The 21592-nt window shown below is 70.1% G+C and carries 18 protein-coding genes; 7 read left to right on the top strand and 11 right to left on the bottom strand.

What is annotated here, in order from left to right:
- The first annotated feature begins 31 nt into the window (after positions 1-31).
- A complete protein-coding gene (locus ACSF8R_RS13560; RefSeq protein ID WP_434812331.1) occupies positions 32-1090 on the top strand; it encodes a M4 family metallopeptidase in 1059 nt (352 codons plus the stop codon).
- Positions 1074-1508: a protealysin inhibitor emfourin gene (locus ACSF8R_RS13565; RefSeq protein ID WP_434812332.1), complete on the top strand. Its 435-nt coding sequence runs from the start codon at positions 1074-1076 to the stop codon at positions 1506-1508. Before ACSF8R_RS13560 ends, ACSF8R_RS13565 begins: the two co-directional genes overlap by 17 nt.
- On the opposite strand, the gene ACSF8R_RS13570 is transcribed toward ACSF8R_RS13565, so the two are convergent.
- The 3 genes from ACSF8R_RS13570 to ACSF8R_RS13580 are packed head-to-tail and all read right to left on the bottom strand — an operon-like array spanning position 1488 to position 3327.
- Positions 1488-2102, bottom strand: coding sequence for a GNAT family N-acetyltransferase (locus ACSF8R_RS13570; protein ID WP_434812333.1), 615 nt, complete (start codon positions 2100-2102; stop codon positions 1488-1490). The two genes, ACSF8R_RS13565 and ACSF8R_RS13570, sit on opposite strands and share 21 nt — an antisense overlap.
- Positions 2103-2125: 23 nt before the next feature.
- Positions 2126-2818, bottom strand: coding sequence for a uracil-DNA glycosylase (locus ACSF8R_RS13575; RefSeq protein ID WP_434812334.1), 693 nt, complete (start codon positions 2816-2818; stop codon positions 2126-2128).
- Positions 2818-3327, bottom strand: a complete 510-nt coding sequence (locus tag ACSF8R_RS13580) for a phosphoribosyltransferase (protein ID WP_434812335.1) — start codon at positions 3325-3327, stop codon at positions 2818-2820. The genes ACSF8R_RS13575 and ACSF8R_RS13580 overlap by 1 nt, the downstream gene beginning before the upstream one ends.
- An 82-nt stretch (positions 3328-3409) precedes the next feature.
- Here ACSF8R_RS13580 and ACSF8R_RS13585 point away from each other — a divergent pair, with 82 nt between their 5' ends.
- The gene (locus tag ACSF8R_RS13585; protein ID WP_434812336.1) at positions 3410-4876 is read left to right on the top strand and encodes an MFS transporter; all 1467 of its coding nucleotides are present in this window, start codon (positions 3410-3412) and stop codon (positions 4874-4876) included.
- A gap of 19 nt (positions 4877-4895) precedes the next feature.
- Here ACSF8R_RS13585 and ACSF8R_RS13590 read toward each other — a convergent pair whose 3' ends face one another.
- On the bottom strand, positions 4896-5708 hold the full coding sequence (locus ACSF8R_RS13590; RefSeq protein WP_434812337.1) for an SDR family oxidoreductase: 813 nt from the start codon (positions 5706-5708) through the stop codon (positions 4896-4898).
- Between the two features lie 131 nt (positions 5709-5839).
- On the opposite strand from ACSF8R_RS13590, the gene ACSF8R_RS13595 reads away from it, so the two are divergent.
- Positions 5840-7162, top strand: a complete 1323-nt coding sequence (locus ACSF8R_RS13595) for a bifunctional o-acetylhomoserine/o-acetylserine sulfhydrylase (protein ID WP_434812338.1) — start codon at positions 5840-5842, stop codon at positions 7160-7162.
- 202 nt (positions 7163-7364) lie between these two features.
- A complete protein-coding gene (gene metX, locus ACSF8R_RS13600; protein ID WP_434812339.1) occupies positions 7365-8567 on the top strand; it encodes a homoserine O-acetyltransferase MetX in 1203 nt (400 codons plus the stop codon).
- 103 nt (positions 8568-8670) lie between these two features.
- Here metX and ACSF8R_RS13605 read toward each other — a convergent pair whose 3' ends face one another.
- Both ACSF8R_RS13605 and ACSF8R_RS13610 read right to left on the bottom strand, forming a co-directional pair.
- Positions 8671-9333, bottom strand: a complete 663-nt coding sequence (locus tag ACSF8R_RS13605; RefSeq protein WP_434812340.1) for an NUDIX hydrolase — start codon at positions 9331-9333, stop codon at positions 8671-8673.
- The gene (locus tag ACSF8R_RS13610; protein ID WP_434812341.1) at positions 9330-10559 is read right to left on the bottom strand and encodes an MFS transporter; all 1230 of its coding nucleotides are present in this window, start codon (positions 10557-10559) and stop codon (positions 9330-9332) included. Before ACSF8R_RS13610 ends, ACSF8R_RS13605 begins: the two co-directional genes overlap by 4 nt.
- A 131-nt stretch (positions 10560-10690) precedes the next feature.
- Here ACSF8R_RS13610 and ACSF8R_RS13615 point away from each other — a divergent pair, with 131 nt between their 5' ends.
- Positions 10691-15466: an NAD-glutamate dehydrogenase gene (locus tag ACSF8R_RS13615; RefSeq protein ID WP_434812342.1), complete on the top strand. Its 4776-nt coding sequence runs from the start codon at positions 10691-10693 to the stop codon at positions 15464-15466.
- Positions 15467-15484: 18 nt separating this feature from the next.
- On the opposite strand, the gene ACSF8R_RS13620 is transcribed toward ACSF8R_RS13615, so the two are convergent.
- The 3 genes from ACSF8R_RS13620 to ACSF8R_RS13630 all read right to left on the bottom strand — a co-directional run bounded on the left by ACSF8R_RS13620 (position 15485) and on the right by ACSF8R_RS13630 (position 17925).
- Complete coding sequence (locus ACSF8R_RS13620; RefSeq protein WP_434812343.1) at positions 15485-15796, bottom strand: thiamine-binding protein; 312 nt, start codon at positions 15794-15796, stop codon at positions 15485-15487.
- Positions 15797-15815: 19 nt separating this feature from the next.
- Positions 15816-17030: a hypothetical protein gene (locus ACSF8R_RS13625; protein WP_434812344.1), complete on the bottom strand. Its 1215-nt coding sequence runs from the start codon at positions 17028-17030 to the stop codon at positions 15816-15818.
- Positions 17031-17115: 85 nt separating this feature from the next.
- On the bottom strand, positions 17116-17925 hold the full coding sequence (locus ACSF8R_RS13630) for an ADP-dependent NAD(P)H-hydrate dehydratase (RefSeq protein ID WP_434812345.1): 810 nt from the start codon (positions 17923-17925) through the stop codon (positions 17116-17118).
- 45 nt (positions 17926-17970) lie between these two features.
- Between ACSF8R_RS13630 and ACSF8R_RS13635 the strand changes: the two genes are divergently transcribed.
- Complete coding sequence (locus tag ACSF8R_RS13635; RefSeq protein ID WP_434812346.1) at positions 17971-19041, top strand: NADH:flavin oxidoreductase/NADH oxidase; 1071 nt, start codon at positions 17971-17973, stop codon at positions 19039-19041.
- Positions 19042-19134: 93 nt separating this feature from the next.
- Here the strand turns inward: ACSF8R_RS13635 and ACSF8R_RS13640 are convergent, their stop codons facing one another.
- Positions 19135-20187 carry a hemolysin family protein gene (locus tag ACSF8R_RS13640; RefSeq protein ID WP_434812347.1) on the bottom strand — a complete coding sequence of 351 codons (1053 nt, stop codon included), beginning with the start codon at positions 20185-20187 and terminating at the stop codon, positions 19135-19137.
- Positions 20184-21512: a hemolysin family protein gene (locus ACSF8R_RS13645; RefSeq protein ID WP_434812348.1), complete on the bottom strand. Its 1329-nt coding sequence runs from the start codon at positions 21510-21512 to the stop codon at positions 20184-20186. Before ACSF8R_RS13645 ends, ACSF8R_RS13640 begins: the two co-directional genes overlap by 4 nt.
- Between the last annotated feature and the right edge of the window lie 80 nt (positions 21513-21592).

Here is a 21592-nt window from a genome sequence, read left to right on the forward strand (position 1 = left end):
CATGTCGGAGGGTGCGCGTAGCCTGTGGCACATGCACGCGATCGTCCCTCCCTATCTCCTGGCCCGACTCGCTGCCACCGACGAGCCTCACCTCGCGCGCGCGGCACAGGCGGCGCGCGCGACGCTCGCGGTGCCACGCACCTACGATCCGGTGCGCGCTGTCATCGACGTCACGGTCGAAGGCGACGCGCTCGTGTTCGAGGCCTCGCCGGTGCCCGATCGCGTCATCTCCGATGCGCAGAACCGTGAAGAACTGCCCGGCGTGCTGGTGCGCGCAGAAGACGACCCGCCGACCGGCGACGCCGCAGCAGACGACGCGTTCGACGGCCTCGGGTACACGCATCGCTTCTTCTGGGAGGCGTTCGAGCGGTCCTCGCTCGACGGCGCGGGTGCGCCGCTGCGCGCGACCGTCCACTACGGCGTCGACTACGACAACGCGTTCTGGGACGGACAGCAGATGGTGTTCGGCGACGGCGACGGCGAGGTGTTCACCGGCTTCACACGATCGGTCACCGTCATCGCGCACGAACTCGGCCACGGCGTCGTCGAACACGCCGGCGGCCTCGAGTACCAGGGGCAGTCCGGCGCCCTCAACGAGTCCATCGCCGACGTTTTCGGCGCGCTGACCGAACAGCATCGGCTCGGCCACACCGCAGACCAGGCCGACTGGCTGATCGGTGCCGGCATCTTCACCGAGGTCGTCACGGGGACGGCGCTGCGGTCGATGAGCGCCCCCGGCACGGCGTACGACGACGATGTGCTCGGCAAAGACCCCCAGCCGGGGCACATGCGCGACTACGTCGTCACGACCGGCGACAACGGCGGCGTGCACATCAACTCCGGCATCCCCAACAAGGCCTTCCACCTCGTCGCCACGACGCTCGGCGGGTACGCCTGGGAGCGCGCCGGCCGCATCTGGTACGGCGCACTCACGGGCGGCACCCTCTCGCGCACAGCCTCGTTCACGGACTTCGCTGCCGCCACGACAGCGACCGCCGAGCAGGAGTACGGTGAGGACTCGGAGGAGGCCGCCGCCGTCCGGGATGCCTGGATCGGCGTCGGAGTGACCGAGGATGCACCGACCGCCTGAGCCCGACACGCATGACCCGAGCGCCCCGCGCGACGACGCGCTCGACGACCGCGAACCCGCCGCGTCAGCGACGCTCATCGAGATCACCGTCGCCCGCACCGGCGGCATCGCGGGCCGCACGCGGACCTGGTCGGTCACGGCCCGCGGCGACGGCACCGCGCAGTGGATCACGCTCATCGAACAGTGCCCGTGGGATGCCGAAGCGGACACCCCCGCCCGCGGCGCCGACCGGTTCGTCTGGACCGTCGATGCCATCGAGGACGAACGTGCCCGCTCCGCCGAGATCGACGACGGCGACCTCGCCGGCGCGTGGCGAGAACTCATCGATGCCGTGCGTGATGCCGACGACGAGGCGCCGGCTCTCCCGCAACCACCCACCTCGGGCGGCGAAGCCCCGTCAGCGCCGACCGAACAGTGAGCGCTTGCCGGTGGGCTTGAGCGACTTCTGCATGTAGATGGTGCCGAGCCAGCGACCGAACTTTCGACCCACGCGCCCCATACGACCGACCTCTTCGAAGCCGAGGCGCTCGTGGATCGCGACCGACGCCTCAGCCCCCTTGTCGCTGATGACGGCCACCATCTGCCGGATGCCCTGCTGCTCGCACGCCACGATGAGCGCCTGCAGCAGCGCACTGCCGAGGCCCTTGCCCGTCGCTGCCTGCCCCAGATAGATCGAGTTCTCGACCGTGTAGCGGTAGCCGCTCTTGCCGGTCCACGGCGAGACGAGCCCGTAGCCCAGGATCTGCCCCGTCGGTGAGACCGCGACGAGGAACGGCAGTTTCAACTTCTCGAGATACTCGAACTTCTCGACCCACTGCGCGTGCGACCAGCGCTTCTCGTCGAAGGTCACGACCGAGTTGGTGACGTAGTAGTTGTAGATCTCGCGCACATCGGGCATGTCGGCCTTGCGTGCGGGCCGGATCTCGAAGCTGAAGGGCCGCTCCGGTTCGGGCGCTCGACGAAGGTGCCGCGGCAGCCTGCGCCGGTCGCGTTCGTACTCCTCCTCCAGCATGCGGCCAGCCTACGCGTCCCTCGTCATCCGGCGACCTGCCAATCCACGGGGCGCGCGCCGAGCCCCGCGAGCAGGTCGTTCGCGCGCGAGAACGGCCGCGATCCGAAGAAGCCCCGACGTGCAGACAGCGGCGAGGGATGCGGCGAGGTGATGATCGGCGTCTGCCCGAGCAGAGGCTGCAGGCCGGCGGCATCCTTGCCCCACAAGATGGCGACGAGCGGCGCATCACGGGCGACGAGCGCGCGGATCGCGTGCTCGGTGATCTCCTCCCAGCCCCAGCCGCGGTGCGACCCGGGTGATCCGGGCGCGACGGTGAGCACCCGGTTCAGCAGCATGACGCCCTGCGCGCTCCACGACGACAGGTCACCGTGCGATGCGGGTGCGATGCCGAGGTCATCGTGGAGTTCGCGGTAGATGTTGCCGAGGCTGCGCGGCAGCGGGCGCACGTCGGCGTCGACCGCGAACGACAGTCCGATCGGGTGACCGGGCGTCGGGTAGGGGTCCTGCCCGACGATCAGGACGCGCACGCCGTCGAACGGCTCCGCGAACGCCCGCAGCACCCGATCGCCCGCGGGCAGATACGGTCGTCCCTCGGCGGCCTCGGCCCGCAGCCGATCGCCGAGCGCCGCAAGCTGCGGTGCGACCGGCTCGAGCTGCCTCGCCCAGCCGGGATCGATCAGGCCTGCAGCGGCGAGTCCCTCGAGCGTCGCGGGCATCACGCGCTCGCTGCGTCGCCGCTCACACCGGCATCCTCTTCGGTCACGGTTCCGCGTGCCGACCAGGGGAAGTCGATCCACCGGTCGGTCTCACGCCACACGTAGTCGGGCATCGCGACCGATCCGGGCTTGGAGTAGATGCACACCGAACGGACATCGGCACCGGCCTCGGTCAGCATCGCGACGGCGAGCGCAAGCGTGCGCCCACTGTCTGCGACGTCGTCGACCAGCAGTACGCGCTTACCCGGCAGGTATCCCAGGTCGAGGTCGGGCGGCAGCAGCGCGGGGGCATCGAGCACGGTGCCGATCCCGGTGTAGAACTCGACGTTCAGCGCGCCGCAGCTCTTGACCCCGAGCCCGTAGGCGATCGCGCCGGCCGGCAGCAGCCCGCCGCGTGCGATCGCGACGACCACCTCGGGCACGAAGCCGTCGCCGATGATTCGGCGGGAGAGATCGCGACTGGCCTCACCGAACCCGTCCCAGGTCAGAATCTCGCGCTGCGTGCTCACCGGTCCTCCTCCGCCACGAGACCACAATAGGCGCGCGGCGATCCGCGAGGGTGCGCCCGCACGGCACTCCTAGACTGACGCCGTGGCATCCCGAACCGCATTGCGCGACTCCGCGCTGGGCATCACCGCCGGCCTCATCGGCTGGTTCATCCTCGTCGAGATCGTCTCCGGCATCCTGCAGGGCTACTACGTGCCGCTGTTCAGCGACATCGTCATCGAGCTCGGCATCCACGACTCCGATGTCAACTGGTTCGAGGCGGCCCAGCTGCTGCTGTCAGCCCTCGTCGTGCCGGTGCTGGCAAAGCTCGGCGACATGTACGGCCACAAGAAGATCCTGCTGATCGCCGCCGTCCTCACCGCCGGCGCAACCTGGTGGCTGGCATTCGCCGACTCGTTCACGACGTTCCTCATCGCCTGGGCGCTGCAGGGGTTCTACGTCGTCTGGCTGCCCCTGGAGATCGCGCTCATCTTCGAGCGGGGTCGCCGGCAGAACCACGGCGTCTCGTTGACGCGTCGGGCTGCCGGTCTGCTGGTCGTCGGACTCGAGGCCGGCGCGATCATCGGCGCGCTGGCCGCCGGGCGCATCTATGCGGCGACGGGAGATCTGACCGTCACCCTCATCGTGCCCGCCGTCGCCGTGACGATCGTGGCGGTCGTGATCTGGCTGTTCGTACCGGAGTCGACGCCGCAACCCGGACGCTCGCTCGACACCTGGGGCTTCGTGATCCTCGCATGGGGCCTGCTGCTGGTCACCGGGGCGCTGGCGTGGATACGGATGATCGGCGAGCTCGACCTGGGCGAGGGTGCCTGGTTGTGGGTCGTGGCGCTGCTGCTCGCCGGCGTCGCGGTGCTGGTGTGGTTCGTGTTCTACGAACTGCGGCAGGCGGACCCCGGGATCGACATCCGCGTGCTGCGGCGGCCCGAGATGTGGCCGGTGCAGGCCACCGCCTTCCTCATCGGCATCAGCCTGCTGGGCGCACAGGGGCCCCTATCGACCTACGCCGGCACCGATCCGTCGCTCGGCTACGGGCTGGGGCTCGACTCCACGGAACGTTCCAACATCATCGGGGTGTATCTCGTCTCGCTCATCGTCGGGGCGGTGCTGTTCGCGGTCACGTCCCGGCGCGCGTCGCCGCGAATCGTCCTCATCGCCGCTGCACTGCTCGTCGGAGTCGGGTACACGCTGTTCCTGCCGTTCCACCTCGAGCTGTGGCAGGTGCTGCTGAACCTGTCGATCGCGGGGCTCGGCTGCGGTGCGCTCGTGGGCGCAATGCCCGCCGCCGCTGCGGCAGCGGCACCGATCGGGCAGACCGGCGTCGCCTCAGCCCTCACCAACACGACCAAGACGATCGGCGGCACCTTCTCGTCTGCCGTGTTCGGGGTCGTGCTCGCTGCGGGAGCCGGCACTGTCGCCAGTCAGACCGCGGCATCGCTGGGTGGCTACATGACGGTCTGGGCGATCTGCGCCGCGGGTGGCTTCGTCGCCGCGATCCTGTTGTTCTTCGTGCCGAAGGTCGCGTTCGCCGATTCCGACGTGTCCGCAGTCTGACCGTCCTCCGGCACGCGGGTCAGTGCGACCCGGGGATGCGGGGGCGCAGCGGACCGCGGGCCAGCAGGTGCTGCGCGGACTGCGCGACGGGGCGCATCGTGATGAGATCGAGGTTCACGTGGCCCGGCGCGTTCAGGGCGTACGAGATCACATCGGCGACGTCGTCCGCGACCAGCGGCCGTTCGACGCCTTCATACACGCGCTCGGCGCCGACCTGGTCCCCGCCGAGCCGGTTCAAGGTGAACTCCGGCGTGTAGACCATGCCGGGCGCGACCTCGGTGACCCGGATCGGCTCCCCGTTGAGCTCGAGACGCAGCGCGCGCACCAGCATCGACTCCCCCGCCTTGGCCGCGTTGTAGCCGGCACCGCCCGGGTACGCGGTCTGCGCGGCCGTCGAGGTGACGTAGAGCGTGTCAGCGTGACCGCCGTCGCCGATCGAGCCGCGCAGCAGCGGCAGCAGCGCCGCCGTCACGAGCTGCGCCGACAGCACGTTCACCTCGAACATCCAGCGCCAGTCGTCGGGGTCGCCGTCCTCGACCTTGTCGGTGCCGCGCGCGCCGCCGGCGATGTGCACGAGTGCGTGCACCGGTCCCGTCTGCTCCAAGTGGGCCGCGAGTGCGTCGATGTCGGCCTGCTTCGACAGGTCGGCGGCGAATGATGCCGACCCGACCTCGGCATCGAGCGCGGCGAGCCGCTCCGCCCGGCGCGCGACGCCCACGACGTCCCACCCTGCGGCACGCAGCGCGCGAACCGTCGCCTCGCCGATGCCGGAACTGGCGCCGGTCACGACGGCGCGTCTGGCGGTGGTGCGGGGTGCCTCGGTGTCAGTCATGCCCCCACGCTAGCCCCGCGGCGCGTTACGTCACATTTCCGCGCCGTTGTTTGCGGATTCCCGCCTCCGTACGCTCGGGTGCAGGCCACGGCGACCGTCGTCGGCCGCAGACCGCAGGACGGGGACCCGACATGACCGCTGACGCGAACTGGCGCTTCGAGACCAAGCAGATCCACACCGGGGCCGCACCCGACCCGGTGACCAAGGCCCGCGCGACGCCGATCTACCAGACCACCTCCTACGTGTTCGACAACGCCGACCACGCCGCGAACCTGTTCGCGCTGGCCGAGTTCGGCAACATCTACACCCGCATCCAGAACCCGACCCAGGATGTCCTCGAACAGCGTCTCGCGGCGCTGGAAGGCGGCACCGGTGCCCTCGTCCTGTCAAGCGGCCAGGCCGCATCGACGTTCGCCATCCTCAACATCGCGCAGGCCGGCGACCACTTCGTCGCGTCGAGCTCGATCTACGGCGGCACCTACAACCTGTTCAAGTACACGCTCGCCAAGCTCGGCATCGACGTCACCTTCGTCGAGAACCAGGATGACCCCGAAGAGTGGCGGCGCGCCGTGCGTCCGAACACGAAGCTGCTGTTCGCCGAGACGATCGGCAACCCGCGCATCAACGTGCTCGACATCCGCACCGTCGCCGACGTCGCCCACGAGGCGGGCGTGCCGCTCATCGTCGACAACACCATCGCGACCCCGTACCTGATCCGCCCCTTCGAGCACGGTGCCGACATCGTCGTCCACTCGGTGACGAAGTTCCTCGGCGGCCACGGCACCACGATCGGCGGTGTGGTCATCGACGGCGGGACCTTCCCCTGGTCCCAGCACGTCGAGACCTTCCCCGGACTCACCGAACCCGACCCGTCCTACCACGGGGCCAGCTACACGACGGCGGTCGGCGACGGACTCGCCTACATCATCAAGGCTCGCGTTCAGCTGCTGCGCGACCTCGGTTCGGCCATCGCGCCGCAGAGCGCGTGGAACCTCATCCAGGGTGTCGAGACGCTGTCGCTGCGCATTGAGCGCCACGTGCAGAACGCGCAGGAGATCGCAGAGTGGCTCGACAACCGCGACGACGTCGCGAGCGTCAACTACTCGGGCCTCCCGTCATCGCCGTGGTACGCGGCCGCCAACCGCTACGCGCCCAAGGGCGTCGGCGCCGTCCTGTCGTTCGAGCTCAAGGGCGGCGTCGAAGCCGGGCGCGAGTTCGTCAACTCGCTCACGCTGTTCAGCCACCTCGCCAACATCGGAGATGTCCGCTCGCTCGTCATCCACCCGGCATCCACGACGCACGCCCAGCTCACGCCCGAGCAGCAGCTCACCGCGGGTGTCACGCCCGGCCTCGTCCGCCTGTCGGTGGGCCTCGAGAACATCGACGACCTCAAGGCCGACCTCGAGCAGGCCCTGGCCGCCGCGCGACGCGTCTCCGAGGCCGCCCGCGCCTGACCGTCCTCCTCCTCAAGGCCACAAGCGCCCCGCCCCGTCTCCACGGGCCGGGGCGCTTCGGCGTTCCCCCCTCCGAGTTCGGGTCGCGAATCGCCGGTGCGCAACCCGCCGCACCCACCGTTTACGACCCGAAGCCGAGGAGGATCGGCGACCGAGCCGTAATACGACGACCCCGACAGCGGGCTGACGGGAGAATGGACGCATGGACTGGCAGACCTCCGAAGACACGGTGCCGTCGGCGCCGATCACGGAGGCCGACGCGCGGCTGCTGCTCGGGCGCCCGCCCACGACGGGCGCGTGGCGCGACGGCGACCTGGTGGGGCGGCGCCGCTTCGCCTCGTTCGGCCGGTTCACGACTGAGGGCGGCCGCGAGCTTCCCGGCGTCCGCCTCGCATACGAGACGTGGGGTGAGCTGAACGGGGCGCGTGACAACGCGATCCTGGTCCTCCACGCACTCACCGGCGACAGTCATCTGGCGGGGCCCGCCGAGCCTGGCCATCCCACGGCAGGGTGGTGGGACGACATCGTCGGCCCCGGCGCCCCCATCGACACGGACCGCTGGTTCGTCGTGGCCCCGAACATGCTCGGCGGATGCCAGGGCTCGACGGGGCCCGCCAGCATTGCGCCCGACGGCTACGAGTGGGCGTCGCGGTTTCCGTACCTCACGATCCGCGACCAGGTGTCGGCGCAGGTGCGGTTGGCCGACGCGCTCGGCATCGAGGTGTGGGCTGCGGTCGTGGGCGGCTCGATGGGCGGCATGCATGCCCTCGAGTGGGGTGTCGGTCACCCCGAGCGACTGCAGCGCCTCGCCGTGCTGTCGTCGCCCCCGACGACCACCGCCGACCAGATCGCCCTCAACTCGGTGCAGTTGGACGCGATCCGGGTCGACCCGCGGTTCGCCGGCGGCGAGTACTACGACGCGGGCGACGGGGACGGCCCGCACCGGGGGCTCGCGCTCGCCCGCCGGATGGCCCTGCTGAACTATCGCAGCCCCACTGAGCTCAACCAGCGGTTCCAGCGGTCGTGGCAGTCCGACAAGAGCCCGCTCGGACACGGCGGGCGGTTCGCGGTGGAGAGCTATCTCGATTTCCACGGCAACAAGTTCACGCGCCGCTTCGACGCCAACTCGTACATCGCGCTCGTCGAGGCGATGAACTCGCACGATGTCGGGCGCGACCGCGGCGGCGTCGACGACGCTCTGGCGCTGGTGACGGCGCGCACGCTCGTCCTGGGCATCGACAGCGACCGCCTCTTCCCCATCGAAGGGCAGCACAGCATCGCGCGCGGCATCCGCACGACGATCGACGACGGCGCGGTCGTGCTGTCGAGCGATTTCGGGCACGACGGCTTCCTCATCGAGACGGCGGCCGTCGGCGCCCACCTGCGCCGCCTCATGGCGGCCTGACCCTCCCCTCACGCGGGATGGCGCACCTCGCAGTCGGACCCAGGTGCGAGCACGGTCTCGAGGGCAGAGCACGTCGCCGAATCGGGCGGCGACAGAGCCCTCCTCACACGGTGCGACGGTACCGCCACGGCAGCGTGGCCGTTTCGAGACGGTGGATGCCGTTCTCGGTCGGTTCACCGGGGTGTTCGGCGTCGCCCTGCCACAGCATGAGGCCGCCATCGGCGGCCACCGTGTCGAACCGCTGCACCCCCGCGCCGTCAGCGATCGCGAGTGCCTCGGCCACCGTGGCGACGCGCGTCAGCGCGTGCAGCGTCACCCACGTCGGCGGGTAGAGCACGAGCGCGCCGGCGCCGTGCGCCGCGAGCGCGTCGGCGGGGCCGAGCCATTGCGCCGAGACAGCCTCGTCGGGCTGCAGCGTGAGGTCGCCGCCGGGATCGGCCGCAAGGAAGAACCAGGTGCGGATGCGCACCGGCATCCGTTCGGGTGGCGTCCACCTCGACAGCGCCACGAGGTCGCCCGCCTGCAGGTGCATCCCGGTCTCTTCCGCGGTCTCGCGCACCGCGGCGGCGCGAAGCGTGGCGTCGTGGTCGTCCCGGGCGTCGCCGGCTTCGACTTTGCCGCCGGGAAACACCCACGCGCCGGCGAAACTGCCCCGGTCGGGGCGCTCCAGCAGCAGCGTCTCGATGCCTGCCGCGCCGTCGCGCAGCAGCACCACGGTCGCCGCTTCGGGCAGCCGTGCGGGCGTGTTGTGAGACGTCGTCGTCATCCCGCCAGGGTACGGGCCGGCGCCGAACGCCGGGACTGCACCGAGAGGCTGGTCACTGCCAGGCCCAGTCCGGCAACAGCGAGCGCGGCCCCGACCCAGACCGGCGCGACGTACCCGAACCCTGCCGCGATCACCAGACCGCCGAGGTACGCCCCCATCGCGTTGCCGATGTTGAGCGCCGAATGGTTGAGCGCGGCGGCGATCGACTGGTTGTCTTCAGCGACGTCCATGAGCCGAGTCTGGATGGCGGGGCTGAGCACCGACGAGGCGAACCCGACCGCGAACACGAGCACGGCGACCGCGACGATCCAGTGCGCCGTGAGCGCCAACAGCACCTGCACCAGGATGAGCAGCACGAACCCGCCCACCAGCGTCCGGCGCAGGTCGAGATCGGCCAGGCGCCCGCCGAGCAGGTTGCCGATCGTCATGCCGAGCCCCATCACGACGAGGATGACGGGCACGACCCACTCGGGCGACCCGGCCACCTCGGTCACGAGCGGCGCGACGTAGCTGTAGACGGCGAAGAAGCCGCCGAAGCCGATGGCGCCCACTCCGAGGGTGAACCAGACCTGCGGGATGCGGAAGACGCGCAGCTCGGCGCGCAGGGTGCGACTGGCATCGCCTTCGTGCGCCGGCACGAACAAGCCGATGAGCACCGCCGCCAGCAAGAAGATGCCGGCGACGACGGCGAAGGCGACCCGCCATCCGAACTGCTGACCAAGGAAGGTTCCGGCCGGCACGCCGACGACGTTGGCGACCGTGAGCCCGGTGAGCATGAAGGCGACGCCCTGCGCGCGCCGGCCCGGTCCCAGCACGTCGGCGGCGACGAGCGCCCCGATGCCGAAGTACGCACCGTGGGGCAGACCCGCCAGCACGCGCGAAGCCGCGACGAGTTCGAAGGTCGGCAGCACGAAGGTGAGTGCGTTGCAGACGGTGAGCGCTGCGGCGAGCACGAGCATGACGCGATGACGCGGGAACCGTGCGACGACCCCGGCGATCGTCGGTGCGCCCACGACGACACCGAGGGCGTAGAACGAGATGAGCCAGCCGGTGTGCGCGATCGCGGTCTCGGCGTCGGCGGCCCACAGTTCGGGCAGCAGGTCGCGCGCCATGTCGGGCAGCAGGCCCATGACGGTGAACTCGGTCATGCCGATGCCGAAGCTGCCGACGGCGAGGGAGAGGAGCGCCCACGTCGCCGCCCCCCTCGAGCGATTCGAGGAGGTCATGGAGGCGATGCTATCGATTCGCCAGAGCGGTGTCGAATCGATTCGAGCCCGCGACGCCGCGACCTCGGATCGCTAGGCTGGGTTCGACGCCTTGCGCCGGCGTCACCGGCGAGGCAAGGACGATGACGTTCATGACTGACGATGATGCGTTCGCATCCCTCCGCACGATCGTCGACGGGGTCGAACCCGAACTGCGCCCCGGCATCCAACGTCTGCTCGAGCACCTCGACGCCGACGACCTTGCCGAGCGCGAACCCCGCGATGTGGTCGGCGCGGCCTCGTCGCTCAGCGCGCTCGCCGCTCGCCGCGCACCCGGCGAGACCCTCGTCTCGGTGTTCACGCCGACCCTGCGCGAGGACGGCTGGGCCTCCCGCAGAACCATCGTCGACATCGCCACCGACGACTCGCCGTTCCTCGTCGACTCCGTCACGGCCGCCGTCGCCCGGCTCGGACTGACCGTCCATCTGCTGCTGCACCCCGTGATCGCGGTGCGTCGCGATGACGATGGTGAAGTGCTCGAACTCGACGCGCCGGGAGGCGACCGCGAATCATGGATCCACCTCGAGGTCGACCGCGTGCCGACCGAAGAGGGGCGAGCCGAGCTCGAAGCGCGGTTGCGTGCCGTGCTCGCCGATGTGCACGCCGCCGTCGCCGACTGGCCGGCGATACGACGGGCGTGCCTCGACATCGTCGCCGACCTGCGCGCCGCGCCCCCGACGACCGCCGATCCGGCGGAAGTGGCGCGGACCGCCGAGTTCCTCGACTGGCTGGCAGAGGACAACTTCACGTTCCTGGGGTACCGCGAACAGCTCCTCGTCGAAGTGGACGGCGAAGACGCACTGCGTCCGGTCGCGCATTCCGGCCTCGGCATCTTGCGCAAGCCGACCGCCGACGTGGCCCGCCTGCGCCCCGAAGCGCAACGCACCGCGCGCGAGCCCCGGCTCCTGACGATCACGAAGGCGAACTCGCGTGCGACCGTGCACCGCGACGTGTACCTGGACTACATCGGCATCCGCACCTTCGACGGCGAGGGCCGGGTGACCGGCGAACGGCGATTCCTCGGCATGTTCACCTCAGTCGCCTATGCGGCGTCGGTGCTGACGCTGCCGATCGTCGGCGCCAAGGTGCGTGCGGTGCTGCAGGCTTCGGGCCACGCGCCGGATTCGCACTCCGGCAAAGACCTGCTGCAGGTGCTCGAACAGTACCCGCGCGACGAGCTGTTCCAGGACTCGCCCGAACACCTGCTCGCCGTCGCCACCGAGACGACCCGTCTGCACGAGCGGCGTCGGGCGCGCGTCTTCCTGCGCAAAGACGAGTTCGGCAGGTTCGTCTCGGCGCTCCTGTTCCTGCCCCGTGACCGCTACAACACGACGGTGCGCCTGCGCCTGGAGGCGCTGCTGCGAGACGTGTTCGGGGCCGAGCACGTCGACCACGCCACTCGCGTCGGCGACGCTCCGCTGGCGCAGCTGCACTTCGTCCTGCGGATGCCGCGCGGCGTCTCGATCCCCGATGTCGACGAGGCGACCCTCCAACCGCAGGTCGATGCCGCCATCCGCAGCTGGGATCAGGCGTTCGTCGATGAGGTGCACCACCGTCACGATGAGGATGCCGCGGCCAGCCTGCTCAGTCGCTACGGCGCCGCCTTTCCCGAGTCCTACAAGGAGTTCGTCGAACCGCACGAAGCGCTCGGCGACCTGTCACTGCTGGACCGCCTCGACGGCGGTGAGGCGTTCGCGGTCCGCCTCTACGAACCCGAGAAGCGCAACCCGCAACTGCGCGTGCTCACGATCGCCACCTCTGAGCAGTATCCGCTCACACAGGTGCTGCCGATCCTGACCGATCTGGGGGTCGACGTCGTCTACGAGCGCCCGAACACGCTCACTCTCCCCGACGGCAGCACCCGGCACCTGTCCGACTTCGGATTGACGTGCAGCGAGACGACCCGCTGGGCCGACCCTGCCTGGGGCGCCGCGTTCGAGGATGCGTTCGGCGCGGCGTGGACCGGCGCCGCCGAGAGCGACCGGCTGGGCGCACTGGTGCTGCTGGGCCGGCTCGACTGGCGCCGCATCGTCGTGCTCCGCGCGATCACGATGTATCTGCGGCAGATCGGGTCGGCGTTCTCGGTCGAATATATCGAGCAGGCACTCATCGGCAACCCGGCGATCGCCGCCGACCTGGTGCGCCTGTTCGAGGTGCATTTCGATCCCGACCTGCCCGGTGACCGCGAGGCACAGGCCGAGGAGTTGGGCGCCGCGCTGCTCGACGCACTCGACGCGGTGTCGAGCCTGGACCACGACCGCATCCTGCGGCGGATCATCGGCGTGATCGACGCGACCTGGCGCACGAACTTCTACCAGGTCACCGCAGACGGCGCCCCGAAGCCGTGGGTGGCGATGAAGATCGACTGCAAGCGCGTGCCCGACCTGCCCAAACCGCATCCGATGGCCGAGATCTGGGTGTACTCCCCCGAGGTCGAGGGCACACACCTGCGGTTCGGCAAGGTCGCCCGCGGTGGGTTGCGCTGGAGCGATCGGCGCGAGGACTTCCGCACCGAGGTGCTGGGGCTCGTGAAAGCGCAGATGGTCAAGAACGCCGTCATCGTCCCCACCGGCTCGAAAGGCGGGTTCTTCGCCAAGCGGCTCCCGCCCGCCACCGACCGCGCGGCGTGGCTGGAGGCGGGAAAGGCCGCCTACCGCACCTTCATCCGCGCACTGCTGGACGTCACCGACAACCGCGACGGCACCGAGATCACCGCGCCGGAGCGCGTCGTGCGTCGCGACGACGACGATTCGTACCTGGTGGTGGCCGCAGACAAGGGCACCGCGTCGTTCTCCGACATCTCCAACGGCATCTCGGAGGCCGCCGGGTTCTGGCTCGGCGACGCGTTCGCGTCGGGCGGGTCGGCCGGTTACGACCACAAGGGCATGGGCATCACGGCGCGCGGCGCGTGGGAGTCGATCAAACGCCACTTCCGCGAACTGGGCCATGACACGCAGGCAGACGACTTCACGGTGGTCGGCATCGGCGACATGTCGGGCGATGTGTTCGGCAACGGCATGCTGCTGTCGGAGCACATCCACCTCGTCGCCGCATTCGACCACCGGCATGTGTTCGTCGACCCCGACCCGGATGCCACGGCCTCGTTCGCCGAGCGCCGGCGCCTGTTCGACCTGCCCGGCTCGTCGTGGGACGACTACGACCGTTCCTTGATCTCGGCAGGCGGCGGGATCTTCCCGCTGAGTGCGAAGTCGATTCCGATCAGCGCCGAGATGGCGACAGCGCTCGGATTGGATGCCGGGGTCCGCACGCTCACCCCGGCCGAGCTCAAGCGCGCCGTGCTGCTGGCGCCCGTCGACCTGCTGTGGAACGGCGGGATCGGCACGTACGTGAAGGCGAGCGACGAGACGCACGCCGAGATCGGCGACCGCGGCAACGACGCCATCCGCGTCGACGGCGACGAGCTGCGTGTGCGGGTGGTCGGCGAGGGCGGCAATCTCGGTGTGAGCCAGCGCGGGCGCATCGAAGCAGCCCTGTCCGGCGTGAGCATCAACACCGACGCGATCGACAACTCCGCGGGCGTCGGCACCTCGGACCGTGAGGTCAACATCAAGATCCTGCTCGGTGCGCTCGAGCGCGACGGGCGGCTCGACCGCCCCGCACGCGATGCACTGCTGCGATCGATGACCGACGAGGTCGCCGCGCAGGTGCTGCGCGACAACTACGAGCAGAACGTGCTGCTCGGCAACTCGCGCGCCAACGCCGCCGAGATGCTGCCCTCGCACGATCGGCTCATGCAGTGGCTCGAGGACCGGGACGAACTCGACCGCGATCTGGAGTTCCTGCCGGGCTCGGCCGAGGTGCAGGAACGCATCGACGAGCATCGGGGCCTCACCCGACCTGAGTTCGCGGTGCTGCTCGCCTACGCCAAGCTGGCGCTGAAGGCCGATCTGGCGGCATCCGCTCTCGCCGACGACCCGTGGCTCAGCCGCGCGCTCGCCGAGTACTTTCCCGGACCGATCCGAGACCAGTACGCCGACGACCTCGCCGGGCACCCGCTGCGGGTCGAGATCATCGTGAACTCCGTGGTCAACTCGATGGTCAACCGCGGTGGCGTCACGTTCGCCTACCGGGCCGAGGACGAGACCGGCGCGCCGGTGGAGCAGATCGCCCGCGCGTACGTCGTGGTGCGCGAGGTGTTCGACCTCGGCGGTTTCGTCGCGGCGGTCGAGGCCACCGACAACCACATCCCCTCCCTCGTGCAGACCGAGCTGTACCTGGGCTTCCGGCGCCTGCTCGACCGCGCCACGCGCTGGTTCGCCCAGCACCGACCCGACGGCGTCGACATCGGCGCCGACGTCGAGGCCTTCACCGGCCCGGTTGCGAACCTTTCGGCCCGCCTGCGGGATCTGCTGCGCGGCGACGAACTCGCGCGGTTCGACGAACAGGTGCAGCGCTGGGAAGATGCCGGGGTCCCGGCCCCGCTCGCGCGCCGCGGCGCCGGGATGCTGGCCTCGTACGCCCTGCTCGACATCGTGGAGCAGGCCCGGCTCCGAGAGTGGAACCTCGACGGGCTCGCCGAGGTGTACTTCGAACTCTCGGCACGCGTCGGCTTCGACGACCTGCTCTCGCGGGTGAGCGGGCTGCCGCAGGACGAACGCTGGGGAGCGATGGCGCGCGCCGCGATGCGCGACGACATCTACGCGCTGATGATCGCACTGACCACGTCGGTGGTCGAGCACACCGACCCCGGCGACCCGGCAGTCCGGGTCGCCACGTGGCTGGACCAGGGCGGCGCCGCCGGCGCCCGCGCGCTCGAGGAGGCGCTGGGCGCGATCGATGCCCCCGCCGAGGCGGGGCTCGCGCCGATCTCGGTCGCCGTGCGCAGGCTCCGCTCCCTCGTCCGATAGGGATGCGGGAGGGGTCGATCAGTCCTCGGCGTCGTCGATCGCAGCTTCGAGCCGATCGATCTTCGCGTCGAGTTCGCCGGTGTACCCCGGGCGGATGTCGGCTTTCAGCACGAGCGAGACCCGCGAGCCGAACGGCTCGACGGCGTCGGTGGCCTGCTTGACGACGGCCATCACTTCGTCCCACTCCCCCTCGAGTTCGGTGAACATGCTGGTCGTGCGGTGCGGCAGGCCGGAGGCGCGGACGACCTTGACGGCTTCGGCGACGGCGTCGTGCACCGAGCCGTCGGCCCGGCCGGTGCCGCTGGGGGCGACGGAGAAGGCGATGAGCACTGCGATTCCTTTCGATCGGTCAGACGGGAGCGGAGACGGGGCGCCGATCGCGCACAGGAAGTCGGACGATGCGCACCGCCATCCACACGAACAGCACGACCAGCAGCGCATTGCGCACCGACAGCACCGAGACGGCGAGCGCGTCCGGCACGATCACTCCGCCGTACAGGATCGGATAGACGAGTTGGGTGAGCCCGGCCAGCACGAGACCGAGCGCAGCCGGCGCCCACCACCGTTCGCGGCGCAACACGAGTCCGATGACCAGCGGCGGCACGATCCAGCACAGGTACTGGGGCGAGCCGACCTTGTTGAACACGATGAATCCGGTCACCAGCGCCAGCGACAGCGCGGGGAACATCTCGACGAACGCGGCGCCGCGCCACATTTGGAGGGCGCCGAGCAGTGCGGTGGCCGCGATCACCGCGATCAACAGCGGCGTCATCGCGTCGATCACCGGGTCGATGGACGTGCCCGTCACCTGGAAGGTCAGCAGGTCCGTCGAGTAGTACACCCAGAACCCTTCGACGCCCAGGAGCGCCCCCCACAGGTACGGCGTGCTCACGGGCGCTTCGACCTGCAACCCGCGTGTGGTCTGGTCGGTGATGAACCCGAACGCGTGACCGGCACCACCCGCGACGACGACGGCGATGAGGATCAGTGCGCTCACGACGGCGGCGCCGCCGATGACCGCGCCGCGACGCCGCACAGCGACGACGGCGGCGGCGAGCAGCGCGGCCGGCCACACCTTGATCCACGTGGCTGCGGCGAGGATCATTGCGGCCGCCCACGGCCTGGCCACCAGCCACAGACAGCCGATGATCCCGAGCGCCACGGTGAGCGCGTCGAGCCGGTACAACCCCACCGGCCCGAGCAGCGCGATCGATGTCAACCAGAACCAGCCTGCGACCGAACGTCCGGTCGATCGGGCCCGCCCGATGAGCATCGCGAACGCGACCGCGTCGACCGCGGTCACCAGCATCGCCCACCCCACCGTGTAGCCGACCCCGACCACGCCGAACGCATGAGCGAGCACCATCGGCACGAGTGCGAGCTGCGGATACACCCACCCGCTGTCGATGCCGACGATCGTGCGGCCGGCGAGCGCGTCGGCCGACCAGGGTTCGTAGACCCGGTACACGTCCCCCATCGGCTCGTTCGGCATGACGAACCCGAGCCACGCGACGCCAAGGTGCACGACGGCGAAAGCCACCCAGAGCACACCCCGTCTCGACACGCCTCTCATCCTAGGCAGGGCCCCTGTGCGGCTTGGTTCCCGGTCGTTGAGCGAGGGAGAATCGCGACCGAGACGAAACGGGCACTCAGTCCGCAACCGCCCCGATCGCCGCGGGCAGCGACGCTGCGACGTCGAGCGCCGTGACCGGGCCGCCCCCGTTCGCGCGCACCGCCAGCAGGGCGGCACGCGAGTGCAGCCACGCCCCCGAGGCCGCCACCGGCGCGAGCGGCGTGCCGGTCGACACCGCGGCGGCGAGGGCGCCCACGACACCGGCGAGCACGTCGCCCGAGCCGGCCGTCGCGAGCCGATGTGTCTCGACGTCGATGCGGTGCACCGCCCCGTGCGGGTCGGCGACGACGGTCATCGCCCCCTTGAGCAGCACGACGACACCGGCGACCCGAGCGGTCTCGACCGCGGCATCCACCCGATCACCGTCGACGGATGCCAGCCCGAACACGTCGCGCAGACGGTCGTGCTCACGGTCGTGCGGCGTGACGATGACGGGCGCCGACGTGTCTCCCACGAGGTCGAGGGCGCCCGCGTCGACCACCACCGGCACATCGCCCCGCAAGATCTCCCGCAGCGCCGCGGTCTCGTCCGATGTGCGGGCCGCGGCATCCGTGCCCGACCCGATCAGCCACGCCTGCACCCGACCGTCCGCACACACGGTCTCGGGGCGGCGGTGCAGCACGAGGTCGGCGGCGCGACGGGGCCCGAGGTAGCGCACCATGCCGACGCCGGTGCGCCACGCCGCCTCGACGCCGAGCACCGCTGCGCCCGGGTACCGGTCCGATCCGGTTCGCACCCCCAGAACGCCACGGGAATACTTGTCGTCGGAGCCGGTTGGCTCAGACAGGACGCCCGCAGTGTCGTCCGCCGTCCACGCGCCCATCATGGCGTCACCCTACCTCGGCCGCGCGCCCTGACCGCTGGAGAGACCATGAGCCTGCTGTTCACCCCGATCGACGTGCACGGTGTGACGGTGCGCAACCGGCTGTGGGTCGCGCCCATGTGCCAGTACTCGGCAGCCGACGGGGTGCCCAACGACTGGCACCACGTGCACCTCGCGCAATTCGCGTCAGGCGGCGCCGGCGTCGTCATCGCCGAGGCCACCGCCGTGGTTCCCGAGGGACGCATCTCACCCGATGACACAGGGCTGTGGAACGACGAACAGCGCGACGCATGGGCGCCGATCACCGCCGCGATCGAGGCACGCGGGGCCGTCCCTGCGGTGCAGCTCGCACACGCCGGCCGCAAGGCGTCGACGTGGGCGCCGTTCGCACCCGAGAGCGGATCGGTTCCCGCTGATCAGGGCGGCTGGACGACCGTCGCGCCCTCAGCGGTGGCCTTCACCGGGTACGACACCCCGGAGGCCCTCGATCTCGACGGCATCGACGCGGTCGTATCCGCCTTCGCCGCGGCTGCCGTGCGCGCCGTGGCGGCCGGATTCCGCATGCTCGAGGTGCACGCCGCGCACGGGTATCTGCTGCACCAGTTCCTCTCTCCCCTGTCCAATCAGCGCACCGATGCGTACGGCGGCTCCCTCGAGAACCGCGCGCGCCTGCTGCTGCGGGTCGTGGATGCCGTGCGCGACGCCGTCGGCGACACCCCCGTGCTCGTGCGCCTCTCCGCGACCGACTGGGTCGATGGCGGCTGGGATGTCGAACAGACCGTGCAGGTTGCCCGCTGGCTCGTCGAGCGCGGTGTGGCCGCGTTCGACATCTCCAGCGGCGGACTCGTCGCCGAAGCCCGGATCACGACGGGCCCCGGCTACCAGGTCGCCCTCGCCGCCGCCGTTCGCCGTGGCACCGGCGCGCTCGTCAGCGCAGTCGGCGAGATCACGAGCGGCCCGCAGGCCGAGCAGGTGCTCGAGGCGGGCGACGCCGACATCGTGCTGGCCGGGCGCGAATGGCTGCGCGACCCCCACTTCGGGCTCCGCGCCGCCGGCGAACTCGGTGAGGATGCCGAGATCTGGCCGGCCCAGTACGTGCGAGCGCGGCGGCGGGCATAGCACCCGCGCGCGAACTCCGCAGTCTGCGACGAACTCCGCAGCATCCGGGATGGATGCTGCGGAGTTCGCGTCTACATGCGGAGATGCGGAGGGTCAGTAGCCGCGACGCGTCGCGTCCTGCACCTCACCCACGAGCTCCTCGATGATGTCCTCCAGGAACAGCACCGCGGTGATCTCGCCGCGCGCATCGCGCACCTGCGCGAGGTGGCGGCTCGATCGGCGCATGAGCGCGAGGGCGTCCTCGAGGTCGGTCGTCTCGGCGACCGGCACCATGTGGTGGATGCGCTTGGGCTTGATCGGCTCGAACGCGCGCGCGGCATCCTCACCCTCGGTCTCACGCAGCACGTCCTTCAGGTGCACGTAGCCCAGCGGCGCCCCCTCGGCGTCGATGATGACGTACCGCGAGAAACCGTGCTTGGCCACGGCGCGCTCGACGTCGGCCGGAGTCGCCCCCTCGGGGAGCGTCACGAGCGACGACAGTGGCACAGCGACATCACGCGCCTTCTTGTCGGTGAATTCGACCGCCGCGGCGACCGCGCCCGACGCATCGTCGAGCACACCCTCGATGCGCGACTGGTTGACGATCGTGGCGACCTCGTCGAGCGTGAAGGTCGACGCGGCCTCGTCCTTCGGCTCGACCTTGAACAGTCGTACGATGTGGTTCGCGATCCAGTTGAGCGCGACGATCACCGGGTAGAACAGCTTCGACACCCACACCAGCGGGGTCGCCAGCAGCAGCACCGCGCGGTCGGGAACCGAGAACGCGAGGTTCTTCGGCACCATCTCGCCGAACACGACGTGCAGGTACGACACCAGCAGCAGCGCGATGACGAACGCGACGGTGTCGATGATGGCCTCGCCCCAGCCCGTCAGCCCCAACGGGTAGACGAGCAGGTGGTGGATCGCCGGCTCCGACACGTTCAGGATCAGCAGCGAACAGATCGTGATGCCCAACTGGCTCGTCGCCAGCATGAGGGTCGCGTGCTCCATCGCGTACAGCGCGGTCTTCGCTGCGCGGGATCCCTTCTCGGCGAGGGGCTCGATCTGCGATCGGCGCGCAGAGATGACGGCGAACTCGGCGCCGACGAAGAACGCGTTCGCCACGAGCAGCACGACCAGCCATGCCAGGCCTGCCCAATCACTCATCGACGCTCACCTCCTTCGATCGAGGCTCCTTCGGGCACGGGGTGCGCCACGAACTTCACACGGTCGATGCGACGACCGTCCATGCGCTGCACCGACAGGGTGCCGTCTTCGAGCTCGACGACGTCGCCGACGAGCGGAATGCGCTCCAGCGACGACATCATGAAACCGCCGACCGTGTCGTAGACGTCGCCTTCGGGTACGCGGATGCCGGTGCGGTCGAGCACTTCGTCGGGTCGCAGGTCGCCGGGGAAGATGACGGCGCCCGCGGCACGCACGACACCGGCGAGGTTGCGGTCGTGCTCATCGAGCACTTCGCCCACGATCTCTTCGACGAGGTCTTCGAGGGTGACGACGCCGGCCGTCCCTCCGTATTCATCGACGACGATGGCCATCTGGTAGCCACGGCTGCGCAACTCGGACATCACCGCATCCAGGTGCACCGCTTCGGGCACCCGCAGAGGCTCCTCGGCGATCGCGGCCGCCGGCACGTCGCGGCGGCGATCGCGAGGCACGCTGACGGCCTGCTTGAGGTGCACGATGCCGGTGATGTCATCCATCGAGTCGTCGTAGACCGGAAAACGGCTGTGACCGGTGCGGCGTGCCAACTGCACGACCTCTTCGACGCTGTCGGCGACGTGTACGGCGTGCACGCTGGGGCGCGGGGTCATGACATCGGCGGTCGTGAGACGCGCGAAGGTGAGCGTGCGGTCCAGCAGGGAGGCGGTGTCCTCTTCGAGCACGCCCGCACTCGCCGACCGGCGCACGAGGCTCGAAAGCTCTTCGGCGGTGCGCGCACCCGACAGCTCTTCCTTGGGCTCGATGCCCATCCCACGCAGCACCGCGTTGGCACTGCCGTTGAGCGCCGCGATGGCCCACTTGAAGACGGTCGTGAACACGACCTGGAACGGCATGACGAGCTTGGCGGTCTGCCGTGGGACGGCGAGCGCGAAGTTCTTCGGCACGAGTTCGCCGATGATCATCGAGAAGACGGTGGCGACCGACATCGCGATCACCGTGGAGACCGCGCGCGATGCGGACTCCGGAACACCCCACGCACTGAAGATCGGCGCGAGCAGATTCGAGAGCGCCGGTTCCATCGTGTAACCGGTGAGCAGCGTCGTGAGTGTGATGCCCAGTTGCGCACTGGAGAGGTGGGTCGAGGTGATCTTCAGTGCCGCGATCGTCAGCGAGAGTCGGCTTTCGCCGGCGGCCTGCCTGGCCTCGAGGTCGGCCCTGTCGAGGTTGACGAGCGCGAATTCGCTCGCCACGAACAGCCCGGTGCCGACTGTCAGAAGCAGCCCCACGCCCAACATGACGTAATCCATCACGCGTCACCCCCGCTCAGGGCGAAGAAGGGTCGGTGGGGCGAGCGTCTACAACTAGGAGGGTCGTCCATGATGCGACG

This window comes from Microbacterium sp. bgisy189, from assembly GCF_965345345.1.
Taxonomy (GTDB): Bacteria; Actinomycetota; Actinomycetes; order Actinomycetales; family Microbacteriaceae; genus Microbacterium.